General features: G+C 49.1%; 17 protein-coding genes. 8 read left to right on the top strand and 9 right to left on the bottom strand.

The window, feature by feature from the left end; genetic code table 11:
- The first annotated feature begins 14 nt into the window (after positions 1-14).
- Positions 15-1,454: a PLP-dependent aminotransferase family protein gene (locus tag ACQ4MZ_RS20970; RefSeq protein ID WP_430848137.1), complete on the top strand. Its 1,440-nt coding sequence runs from the start codon at positions 15-17 to the stop codon at positions 1,452-1,454.
- Positions 1,455-1,458: 4 nt separating this feature from the next.
- Here ACQ4MZ_RS20970 and ACQ4MZ_RS20965 read toward each other — a convergent pair whose 3' ends face one another.
- Positions 1,459-1,782 carry a type II toxin-antitoxin system PemK/MazF family toxin gene (locus tag ACQ4MZ_RS20965; RefSeq protein WP_430848135.1) on the bottom strand — a complete coding sequence of 108 codons (324 nt, stop codon included), beginning with the start codon at positions 1,780-1,782 and terminating at the stop codon, positions 1,459-1,461.
- Positions 1,776-2,036 (bottom strand): AbrB/MazE/SpoVT family DNA-binding domain-containing protein, encoded by a 261-nt coding sequence (locus tag ACQ4MZ_RS20960; protein WP_430848133.1) that lies wholly within the window; start codon positions 2,034-2,036, stop codon positions 1,776-1,778. The genes ACQ4MZ_RS20965 and ACQ4MZ_RS20960 overlap by 7 nt, the downstream gene beginning before the upstream one ends.
- 215 nt (positions 2,037-2,251) lie before the next feature.
- On the opposite strand from ACQ4MZ_RS20960, the gene ACQ4MZ_RS20955 reads away from it, so the two are divergent.
- Together ACQ4MZ_RS20955 and ACQ4MZ_RS20950 are read left to right on the top strand one after the other, a co-directional pair.
- Positions 2,252-4,267 carry a heavy metal translocating P-type ATPase gene (locus tag ACQ4MZ_RS20955; RefSeq protein WP_430848131.1) on the top strand — a complete coding sequence of 672 codons (2,016 nt, stop codon included), beginning with the start codon at positions 2,252-2,254 and terminating at the stop codon, positions 4,265-4,267.
- A gap of 21 nt (positions 4,268-4,288) precedes the next feature.
- Positions 4,289-4,855, top strand: a complete 567-nt coding sequence (locus ACQ4MZ_RS20950) for a pyridoxamine 5'-phosphate oxidase family protein (RefSeq protein ID WP_430848129.1) — start codon at positions 4,289-4,291, stop codon at positions 4,853-4,855.
- 171 nt (positions 4,856-5,026) lie between these two features.
- On the opposite strand, the gene ACQ4MZ_RS20945 is transcribed toward ACQ4MZ_RS20950, so the two are convergent.
- Positions 5,027-5,305 (bottom strand): hypothetical protein, encoded by a 279-nt coding sequence (locus ACQ4MZ_RS20945; RefSeq protein WP_430848127.1) that lies wholly within the window; start codon positions 5,303-5,305, stop codon positions 5,027-5,029.
- 125 nt (positions 5,306-5,430) lie between these two features.
- Between ACQ4MZ_RS20945 and ACQ4MZ_RS20940 the strand changes: the two genes are divergently transcribed.
- Positions 5,431-5,799: a helix-turn-helix domain-containing protein gene (locus ACQ4MZ_RS20940; protein WP_430848125.1), complete on the top strand. Its 369-nt coding sequence runs from the start codon at positions 5,431-5,433 to the stop codon at positions 5,797-5,799.
- Here the strand turns inward: ACQ4MZ_RS20940 and ACQ4MZ_RS20935 are convergent.
- Together ACQ4MZ_RS20935 and ACQ4MZ_RS20930 are read right to left on the bottom strand one after the other, a co-directional pair.
- On the bottom strand, positions 5,794-7,005 hold the full coding sequence (locus tag ACQ4MZ_RS20935) for an MFS transporter (protein WP_430848123.1): 1,212 nt from the start codon (positions 7,003-7,005) through the stop codon (positions 5,794-5,796). The two genes, ACQ4MZ_RS20940 and ACQ4MZ_RS20935, sit on opposite strands and share 6 nt — an antisense overlap.
- Positions 7,002-8,471 carry a PLP-dependent aminotransferase family protein gene (locus ACQ4MZ_RS20930; RefSeq protein WP_430848121.1) on the bottom strand — a complete coding sequence of 490 codons (1,470 nt, stop codon included), beginning with the start codon at positions 8,469-8,471 and terminating at the stop codon, positions 7,002-7,004. The genes ACQ4MZ_RS20935 and ACQ4MZ_RS20930 overlap by 4 nt, the downstream gene beginning before the upstream one ends.
- 78 nt (positions 8,472-8,549) lie before the next feature.
- Between ACQ4MZ_RS20930 and ACQ4MZ_RS20925 the strand changes: the two genes are divergently transcribed.
- From ACQ4MZ_RS20925 to ACQ4MZ_RS20915, 3 genes are all read left to right on the top strand, one after another.
- Positions 8,550-9,179 carry a pyridoxamine 5'-phosphate oxidase family protein gene (locus ACQ4MZ_RS20925; RefSeq protein WP_430848119.1) on the top strand — a complete coding sequence of 210 codons (630 nt, stop codon included), beginning with the start codon at positions 8,550-8,552 and terminating at the stop codon, positions 9,177-9,179.
- A 78-nt stretch (positions 9,180-9,257) separates the two neighbouring features.
- Entirely contained in the window at positions 9,258-9,491 is a 234-nt protein-coding gene (locus ACQ4MZ_RS20920; protein ID WP_430848117.1) for a hypothetical protein, read from the top strand.
- A 112-nt stretch (positions 9,492-9,603) separates the two neighbouring features.
- The gene (locus tag ACQ4MZ_RS20915) at positions 9,604-10,473 is read left to right on the top strand and encodes a tetratricopeptide repeat protein (RefSeq protein ID WP_430848115.1); all 870 of its coding nucleotides are present in this window, start codon (positions 9,604-9,606) and stop codon (positions 10,471-10,473) included.
- A 45-nt stretch (positions 10,474-10,518) separates the two neighbouring features.
- Here ACQ4MZ_RS20915 and ACQ4MZ_RS20910 read toward each other — a convergent pair whose 3' ends face one another.
- Both ACQ4MZ_RS20910 and ACQ4MZ_RS20905 read right to left on the bottom strand, forming a co-directional pair.
- Complete coding sequence (locus ACQ4MZ_RS20910) at positions 10,519-10,776, bottom strand: T9SS type A sorting domain-containing protein (RefSeq protein ID WP_430848113.1); 258 nt, start codon at positions 10,774-10,776, stop codon at positions 10,519-10,521.
- A gap of 191 nt (positions 10,777-10,967) precedes the next feature.
- A complete protein-coding gene (locus ACQ4MZ_RS20905; RefSeq protein WP_430848111.1) occupies positions 10,968-11,666 on the bottom strand; it encodes a class I SAM-dependent methyltransferase in 699 nt (232 codons plus the stop codon).
- 132 nt (positions 11,667-11,798) lie between these two features.
- Between ACQ4MZ_RS20905 and ACQ4MZ_RS20900 the strand changes: the two genes are divergently transcribed.
- Positions 11,799-12,059, top strand: coding sequence for a hypothetical protein (locus tag ACQ4MZ_RS20900; RefSeq protein WP_430848109.1), 261 nt, complete (start codon positions 11,799-11,801; stop codon positions 12,057-12,059).
- Positions 12,060-12,063: 4 nt separating this feature from the next.
- Here the strand turns inward: ACQ4MZ_RS20900 and ACQ4MZ_RS20895 are convergent, their stop codons facing one another.
- Together ACQ4MZ_RS20895 and ACQ4MZ_RS20890 are read right to left on the bottom strand one after the other, a co-directional pair.
- Positions 12,064-12,594: a YceI family protein gene (locus ACQ4MZ_RS20895; protein WP_430848107.1), complete on the bottom strand. Its 531-nt coding sequence runs from the start codon at positions 12,592-12,594 to the stop codon at positions 12,064-12,066.
- A gap of 17 nt (positions 12,595-12,611) precedes the next feature.
- Entirely contained in the window at positions 12,612-13,610 is a 999-nt protein-coding gene (locus tag ACQ4MZ_RS20890) for a helix-turn-helix transcriptional regulator (protein ID WP_430848105.1), read from the bottom strand.
- Between the last annotated feature and the right edge of the window lie 51 nt (positions 13,611-13,661).

Here is a 13,661-nt window from a genome sequence, read left to right as displayed (position 1 = left end):
AAATAACATTACCTATGATTGAGGAACCTGTCCGGGAAGATTTTCTCTACTCACAAATCGCCGACCGCCTTGCCGCGCAGATCGAAAAAGGTATCCTGAAAGCCGGCGACAAGCTGATTTCGCTACGGGCGCTGAGTAAAGAGCAGGGCATCAGCCTTAGCACGGCGTTTAAGGCTTATGTGGAGCTGGAAAACAAGGGTATTATCGAAGCACGGCCCAAATCGGGCTATTTTGTGCGTTTTTCACCACTTAATGCCCCTGAAAGGCTTCATAATAATCCTCCCCGGCCGCTTATCGAAAAGGCAAATGTCGACGAAATGATCCGGACCGTGTACAAAACCATGACGTACGAGCGGATCGTCCGTTTGTCGGTGGCCGCACCTGCCGCCGAATTGATCCCCGAGGCAAAGCTGAACAAGGCGATGATTGAAGCGCTCAGGAAAAGTCCGCACAGCTGTACGCAATACGACGATGTACAGGGAAATCCCGCATTGCGGAAACAAATTGCCAAATACGCATTCAACTGGAAGGGAAATGTAAGTGAGGACGAAGTCGTTACGACCCAGGGCTGTATGGAAGCGCTGATTTTTTGTCTGAAAGCCGTCACCGAGCCGGGCGACACCGTCGCGATCGAAAACCCGATCTATTTTGGCATATTCAATATTATGAAGAGCCTCGGCCTGAAAATCCTCGAAATCCCCTGCCATCCCGATGAAGGCGCGGACCTGGAATACCTGGAAAAGGCTTTGGAAACCATTCCCATAAGGGCCGTGCTTTTCGTGCCCAATTTTTCCAATCCTACCGGCGCGTTGATGCCCGACTACCGCAAGAAGAAGCTGGTTGAAATGCTAGCGGCACGGCAAATCCCGCTGATCGAGGACGACATTTATGGTGAAATGTATTTTGGTAAAACCAGGCCGCGTACCTGTAAAAGCTACGATAAAAATGGGCTGGTGATGCTCTGCGGATCGGTTTCCAAGACGCTGGCACCGGGTTACCGCGTGGGCTGGTGCCTTCCGGGGAAGTTCAAGGACAAGGTATTGAGCAGCAAAATCACGCATACCGTTTCATCCGCCGCACCGACCCAGGCAGCCGTAGCCAATTTCTTCGAAACAGGCCGTTACGATTTGCATATGAGGCATTTACGCAAAGCTCTTCACACGCAATGCCTGCGTTACGTGCAGGCAATTAGTGAATACTTTCCTCCGGATACCCGGGTTGTCAGACCGCAGGGAGGTTACGTTTTGTGGATCGAGCTCAACAAGCAGGTAAATGCATTTGAACTCTTCGAAAGCGCCATTCAGGAAAGCATCAGCTTCGCTCCCGGCCAGATTTTCAGTACTGATGCCAGGTTCAGCAATTATATCCGCATCAGCTTCGGTGCACCTTATAACGCGGCCATCGATGCCAGTTTAAGGAGATTGGGGGAAATGATCAGGGCACAAAGTGTTTGAATCCTTACCAGGCGAACATTTTTCTCAGCAAACTTAAAACCTGCTGTGAGGTGGCAGAATCGAGTTGCCCTATTTTCTTCGTTAATCTAACTTTATCGATAGCTCTTAGCTGATCTAATGCAATTTGTCCGTCTCGTCCATCCACATGACAGTCAATGCGCGTCGGATACTTGCGGATAGTAGACGTCAACGGAGCGATGATAACTGTTTTGAGGTGGCCGTTCATTTCATCAGGGGAGACGACAAGACAGGGCCTGCTTTTTTTGATTTCACTGCCCAGCGTAGGATCCAGTGACGCGAAATAGACCTCGAATCTTTGGATTACCATGTCCATTCGGAATCGTCAAATGCATTTGGACCATCGTCCATTAGATTTTCGTCGTCACTCACCGTAGCGTCCTCAGCAGCCAGCCGGAACTGCTCCGCCCACCCTTCACGCGGATTGGTAGTAGCAGGAAAAATCATGATAGCATTCCCTTTGATCTCGACATTGACATACTCTTCAATATCGACTTGGTCAAGCATGGTTTTGGAAAGCAAAATTCCCTGGGAATTTCCGATCCGTCGAATTTTGGTCAGCATAGTACAAAGTTATAATTTGTTATAACACATCAAAATCCTAGACCGTTCCAATGTACAAGTGGCTGATCAATAGTTCAAAAACAATCGCAACAATATTGCAATTACTTGATTTTCAGCACTTGTAACCCTGTTGCACGGGTTTGCGGCCTACCTTTGCAATGATCCTGCGGCGGGCAGCCGCATAAGGCAGGTCTTTATATTTGAATGATTGCATTATGAAACTCGACGAAAATACCTCCACCCACACGCATGATGATTGCTGCTCGACGAAAACGGAGCAGCATGGCAAACATAATGGACATAACCACTCGCACGACCACAGTCACGACGACGATCATGACCACGACCACGGAGACCATAGCCATGGGACCGACGGCGACGCCGGCATTCTCAAAAGTCGGTGGATGCTCTGGCTCAGCCTGGCGATACTGGCGGTTTTTCTCATTTTGACCTACATTTCGAAAATTGAGCTCCCGCGCATAGTCGAAATCTCGATGATGTTAGTCGCCTATGTGCTGGCGGGAAATAAAACAGTCGCGCTGGCATTCCGAAAAGCAAGCCGGGGCGATTTTTTCAATGAATTCACCCTGATGACCATCGCTACCTTCGGTGCTTTTTATATCGGGGAGTTTAGTGAGGGGGTTGCTGTGATGATTTTTTACGAAATCGGCGAGCTCTTTCAGGACATCGCCGTCAGCCGCTCCAAACGCTCCATTAAGGCACTACTCGACATCCGCCCCGACACCGTGACTGTGTTACGCGGCGACAAACCATTGCAAGTTACACCCGACGAAGTTCAGATCGGCGAAAAAATATTGGTCAAAGCCGGCGAAAAAGTGGCACTGGACGGCGAAATGATTTCTGAATCAGGCATATTCAATACTGCGGCCCTAACTGGTGAGCCAAAGCCGCAGATTATCGAAAAAGGCCAGAAAGCACTCGCCGGTATGATCGCGATCGAGAAATCGGTCGAAGTCGAGGTAAAAGCGCTTTTCAAGGACTCCAAACTTTCCCGCATACTGGAAATGGTGCAGGAGGCGAGCGCCCGCAAGGCCCCTACCCAACTGCTGATAAGTCGCCTCGCACGCGTCTATACCCCGGTGGTCTTTTTACTCGCATTGCTCATTATCGTAGTCCCCGCGCTCTTTACAGCCGATTACAATTTTGACCAGTGGCTCTACCGCGGCATGGTTTTCCTCGTGATCGCCTGCCCGTGTGCATTGACGATCTCCATTCCATTGGGCTACTTTGGTGGCATCGGGCTAGCCTCCCGCAATGGCATTTTGGTAAAAGGCGCTAATTTTTTGGATGTGATTACCAAAATCGATACGGTAGTTTCCGATAAGACCGGCACGCTGACCAAAGGGGTTTTTAAAGTCCAGAAAGTGGAGGCGAGCATTAATAAAAACGATTTCATACAAATCGCAGCATCTTTGGAAAGCTACTCTACGCACCCCGTAGCGAAAGCAGTCGTAGCTGCGGCAGGGACAACCCTATTGACAAGGCCGGTTGATGTGGAAGAAATCGCGGGGTACGGCCTGAAAGGTACAGTTGATGGCAGGGTTGTAATCGCGGGAAACACTAAACTCCTCGACAGACATTTGGTTAAATATCCGGTGGAACTCGCTTCTCTCGTAGAAACACTCGTGATCGTTGCGATCGACGACAGCTATGCCGGCTATTTCCTTATTGCTGACGAAATTAAAGACGACGCTGCCGCCGCTGTCGCGGAATTGAAAACCCTCGGCATTTCGACGATCATGTTGTCGGGTGATAAGGAAGCCGTCGTTGGCAAGGTTGCACAAGAACTGGGTATAGCCCGAAGTTACGGTGGCTTGCTGCCGGAAGACAAGGTAAGAATCGTGCAAGAGCTTAAAGATCAGGGCAAACGCATTGCATTCGCAGGCGATGGCGTGAACGACGCACCCGTGATTGCACTCGCGGACGCGGGCATAGCCATGGGCGCGCTCGGCTCCGATGCTACCATCGAAACCGCTGATATAGTGATCCAGAACGACCAGCCATCGCGTATTGCTGCGGCTGTAAAAATCGGTAAAATCACAAAATCCGTTGTTTACCAGAACATTTCACTCGCAATGGGAGTTAAAATTGCAGTGATGGTACTCGGTGCGGGCGGCGTTGCCACTCTCTGGGAAGCCGTATTCGCTGACGTCGGCGTAGCGCTGCTGGCCATTCTCAATGCCTATCGTATTCAGGGAAAGAAAATATAGTTAGCCTGCATTATTCAAATCATGGGAAAGCAACTGGACCGGATCACTCCGGAATTGGAATCGTTCATCAATAAGCAAAAGATCTATTTTGTTGCGACAGCGGCGGAAACGGGCACTGTAAACCTGTCTCCTAAGGGAATGGACTCGTTCCGCATTCTCGGCCCCAACCGGGTCATGTGGCTGAATGTCACCGGAAGCGGCAACGAAACTGCGGCGCATTTACTACTGAATGACCGCATTACCGTTATGTTTTGTGCATTCGAGGGTAAACCGCTAATCCTTCGCCTGTACGGGCATGGCAAAGCTTACCATCCTGCCGACGCCGAATGGCACGAATACTACCCGCTTTTTCCTCCACTCGAAGGTGCGCGGCAGTTGATAGACATACAAGTAGACCTCGTCCAGACCTCCTGCGGCATGGCTGTGCCGTTCATGGATTATAACCGCGAACGGGACGAGCTAAACGCGTGGGCCAGGAAACAAGGGCCGGACGGCATTCACAATTATTGGGCAAAGAAAAACATGGCCAGCATCGATGGTTTCGACACAGGTATCTTTGCCTCCAACGCAACGGATGCAGGCAAATAAACACGCAGCAAGTACAACAGTACTGAACCTGCTGCGTGTCTCAACACAGGCTTCCTCGCACAGACGAATACTCGAATGTGAAAAACCAATCCGGTTTTTCCGATAGCACACGATTTTAAAGGCGACTCAAAGCCTCCGATAAATCAGTGATACTTACCGAAAAATAATTCTTCAAACGACTGGAACGGGAGTAATGCCTGCCACCTTTTCAAGGGCGATGGTGACCCTTTCGATGCGGTCTACGTTACCGCGACTACTGTCCGAAACTGCCTGTGCTACTGAGGTTAAGTAATCCCCACCCAGCTTGGTGTTGAAGAAAGGGTCCGCTTCCGCGAGCACTCCCCGCCAGCTTTTGCCGACAATGTTTCTGGACTTGATGAACCTGACTAGCAGGCGCTCCTTAATGGATAAACCACCATACTCGGAGACTCGGGCTTGAAGCTCTGTCATGAGATCGTATAGGGTGTGTAGAAAAATTGTAATTTGCGCTTTACAGATGGTGTAAAGCATATCTAATTCAAAAGTACAGAATTATTATACAAACGTCAAGTAATTTTATATTAAACTTATAACTAATGTCAATTGTTGGCGAAAGAATAAGAAAATGCCGCGAATTGGCGGGTTGGAACCAGCATAAGCTGGCCAAGGCTTTGAAAAAATCAGGCAAAGCAGTGATATCAAACTGGGAAAACGGCAGGAACGATCCGTCGCTGGCCGAGCTCCGGATGATGGCCGAACTCTTCGACACGACAGTTGCCCAACTCGTCGGCGAGGTGCCGATGTTCGAAGAACCCCGCGAACAGTATATCATGATCAAGAAGGACGACCTGATCGACCTTCAACGCAAGGCGCTTGAACTCGAAGCCGACCGGATCAACGCCCTGAAAGAACAATTGGAACAAGCGCAGAAAGGCGAGGAGCCCGGCGAGGAACCTGCATCATAATGCCAGGTTCCGCTGAAACAACGACCGGAAACCCAATGCACAGGCACAGCTGGTGACGATCAGCAAGATCCATAAAGCGCTGTATCCCCAATGTCCGGCCACATACGCTCCGATAACCGGGCCGATAATCTGCGCAACCGCCTGAGAGACGGAATAGGCGGCCGAATATTTGCCCCTGTTCAGATCGCTGGCGCGGTTCATGACGAAAGTACTCAGATAAGGGAAAGCCAGCATTTCGCCCGTCGTGAACAGCACGACCGTCGCGACGGCCAGGATTACCGGTAAAACATGCGGGACAATCAGCGCCAGGAATGCCATCGCACTGAAAAGCGGGCCCGAAACCATGTAGAAATAATCAGGTTTCCGGTTGGCCAGGTTTTGCACCAGGACCATTTCAAACAGCGCGATGATCAGCCCGTTCATGCCCAGGATAATCCCGATGGTAGATTCTCCAATGCCCATTTCTTCCTTCCAGTAAACCGGTACAAGCCTGAACAACACTACAAAGCACAGCATATAGAGCGTAACCATCACAAGAAAACGTACAAAAAACGCATCTTTCCAGGGAGAAGCCGTACTTATATTGGCCTCGGTGGGAAGCTCACTTTTCGTAGCATGCTTTCTTTTAGGCAGGAGTATCACGATGAGCAAACCTGCGAGCACATATACTATACCGTCAACCCAGAACAACAGGTGATAGTTAATAGCAGCAAGCAACCCTCCCACTCCGGTACCGAAGCCGAAGCCGATATTGGTAGCAAGGCGGTTGAGCGCATACGAGCGTATGAGGTTTTCCGGTGCCGAATAGGCGGCGATGGCCGTTTGGTTCGCCGGTTTGAATGCCTCCACGAAGAAACTGAGAACGACTATCAACACACAAAGCAGTCCGAAATCGGTTACAAAGCTGAAAAGGGTAAAGAACACACCACTCAATATCAGGCTACCGATCTGCACGGGCTGAAAGCCCAGCTTATCCGTCAGGTAACCGCCCGCCATTGCGCCCAGGACCGAGCCAACGCCGAAAAGTGTAATGATAAGCCCGGCGTCCTCGATACTCCGATGCAGGCTCTGGGTAATATACATACTCATAAAGGGCACAGCCATATAACCGCAACGGTTCACCAAAATGACCAGGCTCAACAACCAGGTTTCCCTGCTGAGCCCGGTGAATGATACCCTGTAAGCATCAATAACTTTCCTGATCATAGCAAATCCTTGATAATCTTCACGCTTTCTTCGAGTTCTCCCGAATCAGAAGAAGCGAATCCAAGGCGTATATAGTTCCTGAATTGTGCGGGATATCCGGCAACTTTTCCATTGGAAAAATATAAATCCCTTTGCGCCGCCTTTTCTGCCAGCTTCGCAATATCGATTTTCGGATCAAACCGCGTCCATACGGCCATCCCGCCATCGGGGATTTCGAAGCTAATGTGGTCGGACAATTCGTTCATTAAAAGCTCGCAAAACAAATCCCGGCGTTGTTTGTAAACCCGTACAGACTTTCGCAAATGCCGCTGGATAACGCCGGTTTGAAGGAGTTCGGCGATGGCATTTTCGAGCATGGTGTCCCCTTGCCTGTCGATAATACGGCGCAGAGAGGCCAGATGTGCAATCACATCTTCCGGTCCGACGAGGTAGCCGACGCGGAATGCCGGCGAAATTGTTTTCGTAAACGACCCGCAATAAAGTACCATTCCGGCCTGATCGGCCCCGAAAAGCGGCAGTAACGGTTTGCTCAAATAATGGAAATCATAGTCGTAATCATCTTCAAAAATCACGAAACCATACTTTTCAGACAATTTCAAAAGTTTGATCCGGCGATCGGGGCGCAATGCCACGGTGGTAGGATACTGATGATGGGAAGTGACATACACCATTCGCACCGGCTGCTTCAAACATATTTCTTCCAGGGCATCAGTGTCCATTCCGTGCTCGTCCACAGGCACATGGCAAATATTGGCGCCTGCCTGAATAAAGTTCATCGACGCTCCGAACCAGCCGGGAGAATCGGTGACAACGCAATCGCCAGGCTTCACGAGGCTCGTCACAGCCAGGTACATGCCCATGATCATCCCTCTTACGATCAATATATTAGCTGGTGAAGTTTTCAGACCGCGCGTTTCGTTCAAATGACTTGATAGCTCCTGCCTCAGCCAGTTTGTACCACCGGTCTCCCCATAACCGAGCCGCGCGTAGGCATTACCGTGCAGCAACTGGCTCCTGTATGCGCGCGACAAATCTTCCAACGGCGCAAGCCTCGGGTCTGGAAACCCATCGTCGAGATGGAGTCGCGAGCCGGCTTTCAGTACGGCGCGGTTAAGATGGTTTGGCTTTTCAAACTGAAAACCTGCTTTTTTAAGCGGATCCCTGCCTGTCGCTATCTCCATCGGCAGTGGTAGCGGCCGCAAGTCGGGAAGGTTCCGGGCCACGAATGTGCCATTTCCGGTCTGACTTTCCAGCCAGCCTTGCGCCAGCAATTCGTCATACGCCTGCACGACTGTCCTCCGGTGCACCTTCAAAACAGAAGCCAACCGCCTCGTACTCAACAACCGGTAACCCGATTGCAAAGTACCGTTCTTAATCAAAGACATCAGCTGGTTAGCGATTTGAAGATATACTGGCTGTTTTCCTTCTTTGTCAGGTGTGATCAGCGTAGACAGCACATTCATCATAATTGGACTACCACAATTTAAAATATTGGATTAAAGAGGTAGGCCAATTAAATCATAATTTTGAAAAAAACAAAGCCAATGAGCACACCACCACCCTATCTTGTACCTAGCCGGGCGGCCAAGCGCACGCACTACGGGCACGAAACAATCTGCGCTATCCTCGACGAGGCACTGTTTTGCACTATTAGCTATGCTATGGACAACAAGCCGTTCTCCATTCCGACGGCTTTTGTCCGCTATGAAGACAAAATCTACATTCACGGCTCCGTGGGCAGTCATTTCATCAGGACGATCGAAACGGGCATACCGGTATGCATTTCCGTCATGCTGACTGATTCGCTCGTTGTCGCGAAATCGGCATTCAGCCATTCGGTCAACTACCGATCGGTGATTATTTTTTCCAAAGCGGAGAAAATCGAAGATATCGAAACGAAACGGGCGGCATTTGAATGGCTTACCAATAAAATAGTACCGGACAGCTGGGATTACCTCCGTCCGATGACCGACAGCGAGGTAAGAAAAACGACCGCGCTGGCATTCTCCTTCGAAGAAGCCTCGGCCAAAATGCGTGACGGCATGCCGAACGACGAGCCGGAAGACCTGGCACTGCCTATTTGGTCAGGCCTCATTCCGCTGCAAACTTTACGGGGCAAGCCGGTAGCCGATGCATCGAGTCAAAATATTCCACTTCCTCAACATTTAAGTTAACCGCATGCAACTTTGATACCGGTTCGAGCATCTTTCGGGCAAATTCACCTGCAATATCACACCCAAATGTTGCACTTCATGTCAGGAAAGGAAATATTCGACCGGTATCAATTGGCGGCTTTAAAGAACGGGCTGGGTTCTCATGAATTCAATTATGGGAACATACTGTACCAGGCACTGCGTATTGAAGGGGAAGAAAGGGTTTTCCAACTACTTGAATTGGCAGAAAACACTGGTAAACGCATTGCGCTTGCTTATTCAGCATTGCAAACGGAAAGCGGCGGCGAGCCTAATATGGTGATCCTGGTCTGAAAGTTGGCGATTCAAAACAATTCCCTCCTTAAAACATCCGATTCCTTTTGATTTGCGGCCATTCGTGCCGAATTTTGGCGTTAACGAATGCCTGATTGAGTCTGCAAATTATATGGAATTTCTCGTCGTTATCGCCTTTTTCGGCTATATCTACTACCTGCGCAACTACGCCGACCTCCGCACACCGAGTGAAAAGGAAGCCACAGCGCTTTCCGAAGGAATAAAGCTTTATGAAAACGGGCGAACCGGCGATGCCTTTGCATATTTCGATTCGAAGATCAGGCAAAAGCCTAAATCCTGCATTGCGTACCTGTACCGTGCTTTGTGCCAAAAAGAGCTTCAAAATCCCGATGCAGCAATAGCCGATATGCAAGCGGGCCTAAGCTACGACGACCAGGTTTTTCCGCTTCACCTCGAACTCGGAAAACTGTATTTCGAACAAAATCAACCCGATAAGGCACTGGTAGCATTAAACAGGGCTGTCGCGTTATCCGAAGAAACCAGTACTGATGCTTATCACTGGCGTGCAAAAGCGTTAAAGCAACTTGGCCGTGAAAAAGAGGCGATGCACGACGCTGCACATGAAGTCGAATTGAAAGCCGTTTTGTCAACCAATCCCCAAACCTCCACTACCTCCAAAGCCCCGTTCTTCGATAAGAGGCTCGCTATCAACATGGTGATGATCGTTATGACGAGTGTATTACTCGTATATGTCATCAAAAATGCGGAAAGCATTCACTTGCCCTATCTCGTTGCCGTTTTTGCCGCGATTTCCATCGGCTTTGTCGAGCCTTACAGAGGCTGGCTGCTGGCTGTTATGCAGTGTATTCTCCTGGTTGCCGGCTATTTTCTGCTTACTTCCCGCCCCGACGATCGGGCCAGGCAGGAGTTGGAAAATTTTAGCCTCTACGGCTCAATGATTCTAACGTTCGCCGCCAGCTTTCTGGGAGGTTTCTTGAAGCGGGCACTTAATATGAAATAGACCGCTGGCCCCAAATCGGTTACCATGTTACTATTTCATGCTGCATTATCTGCGAATTGAAATCCGCTTCGAAACCATGGAACCGTCCCAGCACGTGATCACCAGGGAATAAAGCCCGCGTTTCAAATGCGACACGTCGACCGTGCCGTTCTGTTTTTCCTTCAATGAGATCGCTAGTCCGGACCGCGTCCAGGCTACGATCGTTGCTACCTCCATTCTGGACATACCCGAAATCCGGACTTCGTCCGTAGCCGGATTAGGTGAAATAGTGACCTCTCGCTTCAAATCTTCTGCTTTTTTCATGTTTGGGATGCAAGTGGGTGTCGAGCACATTTGAACCTGTGCTGATCAATAATCTCCTGCAATTTGAAAATACCACCCGCTCCTGTCAAATACGTTGTTCAAACGGCGGGTAAGCAATGACCAAACGGAGCAAAAAAAGCGCAGCCCGAACAAGCGAGCTGCGCGTGTATAAAAATCAGATGCATATTTTCTTATTTGGTCAGAACCAATAGTGAAAACCCGCCGACCGTTTTCACGGCGAGTTCAGGATTAATCGTGTAAAGTACTTTTCTAAAAGAGTTGACCACCTTTCCATTGAAGTTGTGCTTGCCGTAATTCAATTCTAATTCCGATAGCGTGTAAAACCAATCGATTACTTCCAGGCCGCAATCTTTCAGGGTGTTAGTGGCCATCTCCCGGGTAAAATGATGAATATGGCCCACCGAATGTCTCAATTTCATCAAATGGCCTGTAAATGCGGCGAGGGCTGAAAAATCGAGCGGGATATGGAAAATCTTGTATTCTGCATGACGAGCGCTCTTTCTGATAAAATCGAAATAGTCTTCAACGTGTTCAAACACGTCGATCATCAGCAGGACATCGAACTTTTCGTTTGTCTGCAACAGGTCGTCATTAAAGAACTTCAAACGGTCTTTTTCCCGCGACTTGCAAAACTCGTACGCATCCGGAGAAATGTCATAACCGTAAAGTTTCACATTCTTTTCCTCCCAGCGTTCATGGATCTGATTGAGGATTTCGCCTGCTCCACACCCGATCTCTACAATCGATTTGGGATGCAGGTCATTCTTTTTCAGCATTTTGATGATCTGAGTGGCCTTCCAGGGGGAATCTTCAATATGCCAGCTGGGGTTAGCCTTCAGATAATCGGATGAAGCATTTACATAATCCATAACTATCGTGTGTAACTACCAAGTTCGTATCAAGACTGACAAAGTAATTCACGAAAGAAAATCATCCCTTATTAAATGTGTGAAGTGCCTGGCCTGGTTATTGTTAGGTAAATTTGGAAACAATAACTGGCTATGATCACGGACGAACGACAACAACTTGAGGACAAAATCCTGGCAAAGCGGCAGCAAATCGATTTTGAACGCGCTGCCCTTGAAGAAACCATCGCGTTCTCGGCGGAAAACCGCGAGAACCCCGATATTATGGAAGAAACAAAGAATTTCGACGATCCTGCACAAAATGCAGCCGATAGCACAGAAATGAAATCACTGAGAGCTGCCGAACGGGAGCTGGAAGAACTGTTGCGTCAGTTGGAACTATTAAAAGATAAGTAAGCGCTCATTCCAGCGGAAGAACAGGTACGGACACTTCTACGGTTGTGGAATCTGTTTCTTTGCCATTCACCTTCCCAATGCCGAAATCGCCTCGGTTAACTTTAAACTTTCCATAAAACTGGTACTGACCACCAGCGCCGGAGAATGTGAAAGGGATCGCTATGTCCTTTTTTATTCCTCTCAATTCGAGCTCTCCACAGACGATGAAACCGGTATCCGTTCGACTTACCGCTTTTGATAAAAAGTAGATGCGTGGATATTTATCCGCGTCAAACCACTTCTCGCTTCTGGCGTGCTTGTTTTTCAGTTCAATCCCCGTGTCGATCGAGGCGACATCCACAGACACTTCGAAATGAGAATCATCCGGATTGCCCGGATCAAATCGGATGTTTCCCTCCATTTTCCGGAAGGATCCGTGTGCATATTTCCCCTCAAATCTGACTTGGTAACCTTCCATAATTCGCCAACCCACAGCCATGGCGAATGCATATCCACTCATTATCAACAAGCTGACCGATGTTAAATATTTTCTCATTGTCAATTTTCGAATTATCAGGCTAGTATGCGCTTGTTTTTGATCATGGACGGATTCACTCCGCGGTACTTTTTGAATGCCACTGAAAAATGATGCGCGTGCTCATACCCCAGCAGGTCCGAGACTTCCTCCACAGACCGCGAAGCATCCAGCAACAGCTGCTCAGCATAGTCCATTCGTAATTTACGCAGGTAACCAAAGACGGTGGTACCAAACAATTCCCTGAATCCTTTCTTGACTTTAAACTCATTCAACAAACAAATCCGCGACAGTTCCGCAAGTGAAAAGTCTTCCAGAAAATGACTATCCAGGAAATATTTCAGTTGATGTAACTTGTCCTTATCCGCTGCTGAAATACTTTCGGCTTGCAGCGGCCCGCGGAACTGTTCGATCTGCAATGCCAGTAATTCCAACACTTTGGACTGAATCATCAGGTTGCGAATAGCTCCGGTTTGCCTGCATTGTTTCACTTCTTGGATCAGGCCTTGCATGAGCGGCGTGGTATCGGCGGTGCCGGTAATACCTGAAAATGGCCGGTTGTAAAGCAAATTCTTCTGAACACGCTCGCTCCAATGGTCGTCACACCCGATAACCTCCCCGAAGAACGCCTTATCAATGCTGATGTGGAACATTTCCAGGGAATCGTTTGCCGCTACCCGGTTGGTATCTCCACCCTCGGGTGAAAAAACCAGGTTATGCTTGCCGGGTCTCATGTTCAATTCATGGGACAGTCCCTCGAAGGTGGTATCGAGTCTTCCAGCCATGTGGAAATTGATATTGATCGTGTCCACAGGCGTACTATCATAAAGGGTCACATCTTCCCTTGATGTCCAATGGAGGTTCATTACGTGCATATGCGGAAAAAGCAGGCTCCTGAACTTCATCTCGCCGACCTTCGGGTGGTAGCGGGTCAGAATCGCGCCCGGATTGTCTATGTGCGCACCCGGAATAACCGACTGCGGATTAGGTATCGGGTTAAAATCAAGGATGTCAGCGGAATGAATGAGCGTAGCCATAGAGCAGAATGGTTTGAACACCGTACGAAAATACGGCCGTGGCTGTTTCAA

Source organism: Dyadobacter sp. BHUBP1, from assembly GCF_050587785.1.
GTDB lineage: Bacteria > Bacteroidota > Bacteroidia > Cytophagales > Spirosomataceae > Dyadobacter.
Note: the sequence above shows the minus strand (reverse complement) of the source record. Positions and strands in the feature narration are given on the sequence as shown.

Excerpts from the sequence above, each read along its gene's own strand:
- ACQ4MZ_RS20970 (WP_430848137.1), top strand. The coding sequence starts at position 15 with ATGATTGAGGAACCTGTCCGGGAAGATTTTCTCTACTCACAAATCGCC.
- ACQ4MZ_RS20965 (WP_430848135.1), bottom strand. The coding sequence starts at position 1,782 with ATGGTAATCCAAAGATTCGAGGTCTATTTCGCGTCACTGGATCCTACG.
- ACQ4MZ_RS20960 (WP_430848133.1), bottom strand. The coding sequence starts at position 2,036 with ATGCTGACCAAAATTCGACGGATCGGAAATTCCCAGGGAATTTTGCTT.
- ACQ4MZ_RS20955 (WP_430848131.1), top strand. The coding sequence starts at position 2,252 with ATGAAACTCGACGAAAATACCTCCACCCACACGCATGATGATTGCTGC.
- ACQ4MZ_RS20950 (WP_430848129.1), top strand. The coding sequence starts at position 4,289 with ATGGGAAAGCAACTGGACCGGATCACTCCGGAATTGGAATCGTTCATC.
- ACQ4MZ_RS20945 (WP_430848127.1), bottom strand. The coding sequence starts at position 5,305 with ATGACAGAGCTTCAAGCCCGAGTCTCCGAGTATGGTGGTTTATCCATT.
- ACQ4MZ_RS20940 (WP_430848125.1), top strand. The coding sequence starts at position 5,431 with ATGTCAATTGTTGGCGAAAGAATAAGAAAATGCCGCGAATTGGCGGGT.
- ACQ4MZ_RS20935 (WP_430848123.1), bottom strand. The coding sequence starts at position 7,005 with ATGATCAGGAAAGTTATTGATGCTTACAGGGTATCATTCACCGGGCTC.
- ACQ4MZ_RS20930 (WP_430848121.1), bottom strand. The coding sequence starts at position 8,471 with ATGATGAATGTGCTGTCTACGCTGATCACACCTGACAAAGAAGGAAAA.
- ACQ4MZ_RS20925 (WP_430848119.1), top strand. The coding sequence starts at position 8,550 with ATGAGCACACCACCACCCTATCTTGTACCTAGCCGGGCGGCCAAGCGC.
- ACQ4MZ_RS20920 (WP_430848117.1), top strand. The coding sequence starts at position 9,258 with ATGTCAGGAAAGGAAATATTCGACCGGTATCAATTGGCGGCTTTAAAG.
- ACQ4MZ_RS20915 (WP_430848115.1), top strand. The coding sequence starts at position 9,604 with ATGGAATTTCTCGTCGTTATCGCCTTTTTCGGCTATATCTACTACCTG.
- ACQ4MZ_RS20910 (WP_430848113.1), bottom strand. The coding sequence starts at position 10,776 with ATGAAAAAAGCAGAAGATTTGAAGCGAGAGGTCACTATTTCACCTAAT.
- ACQ4MZ_RS20905 (WP_430848111.1), bottom strand. The coding sequence starts at position 11,666 with ATGGATTATGTAAATGCTTCATCCGATTATCTGAAGGCTAACCCCAGC.
- ACQ4MZ_RS20900 (WP_430848109.1), top strand. The coding sequence starts at position 11,799 with ATGATCACGGACGAACGACAACAACTTGAGGACAAAATCCTGGCAAAG.
- ACQ4MZ_RS20895 (WP_430848107.1), bottom strand. The coding sequence starts at position 12,594 with ATGAGAAAATATTTAACATCGGTCAGCTTGTTGATAATGAGTGGATAT.
- ACQ4MZ_RS20890 (WP_430848105.1), bottom strand. The coding sequence starts at position 13,610 with ATGGCTACGCTCATTCATTCCGCTGACATCCTTGATTTTAACCCGATA.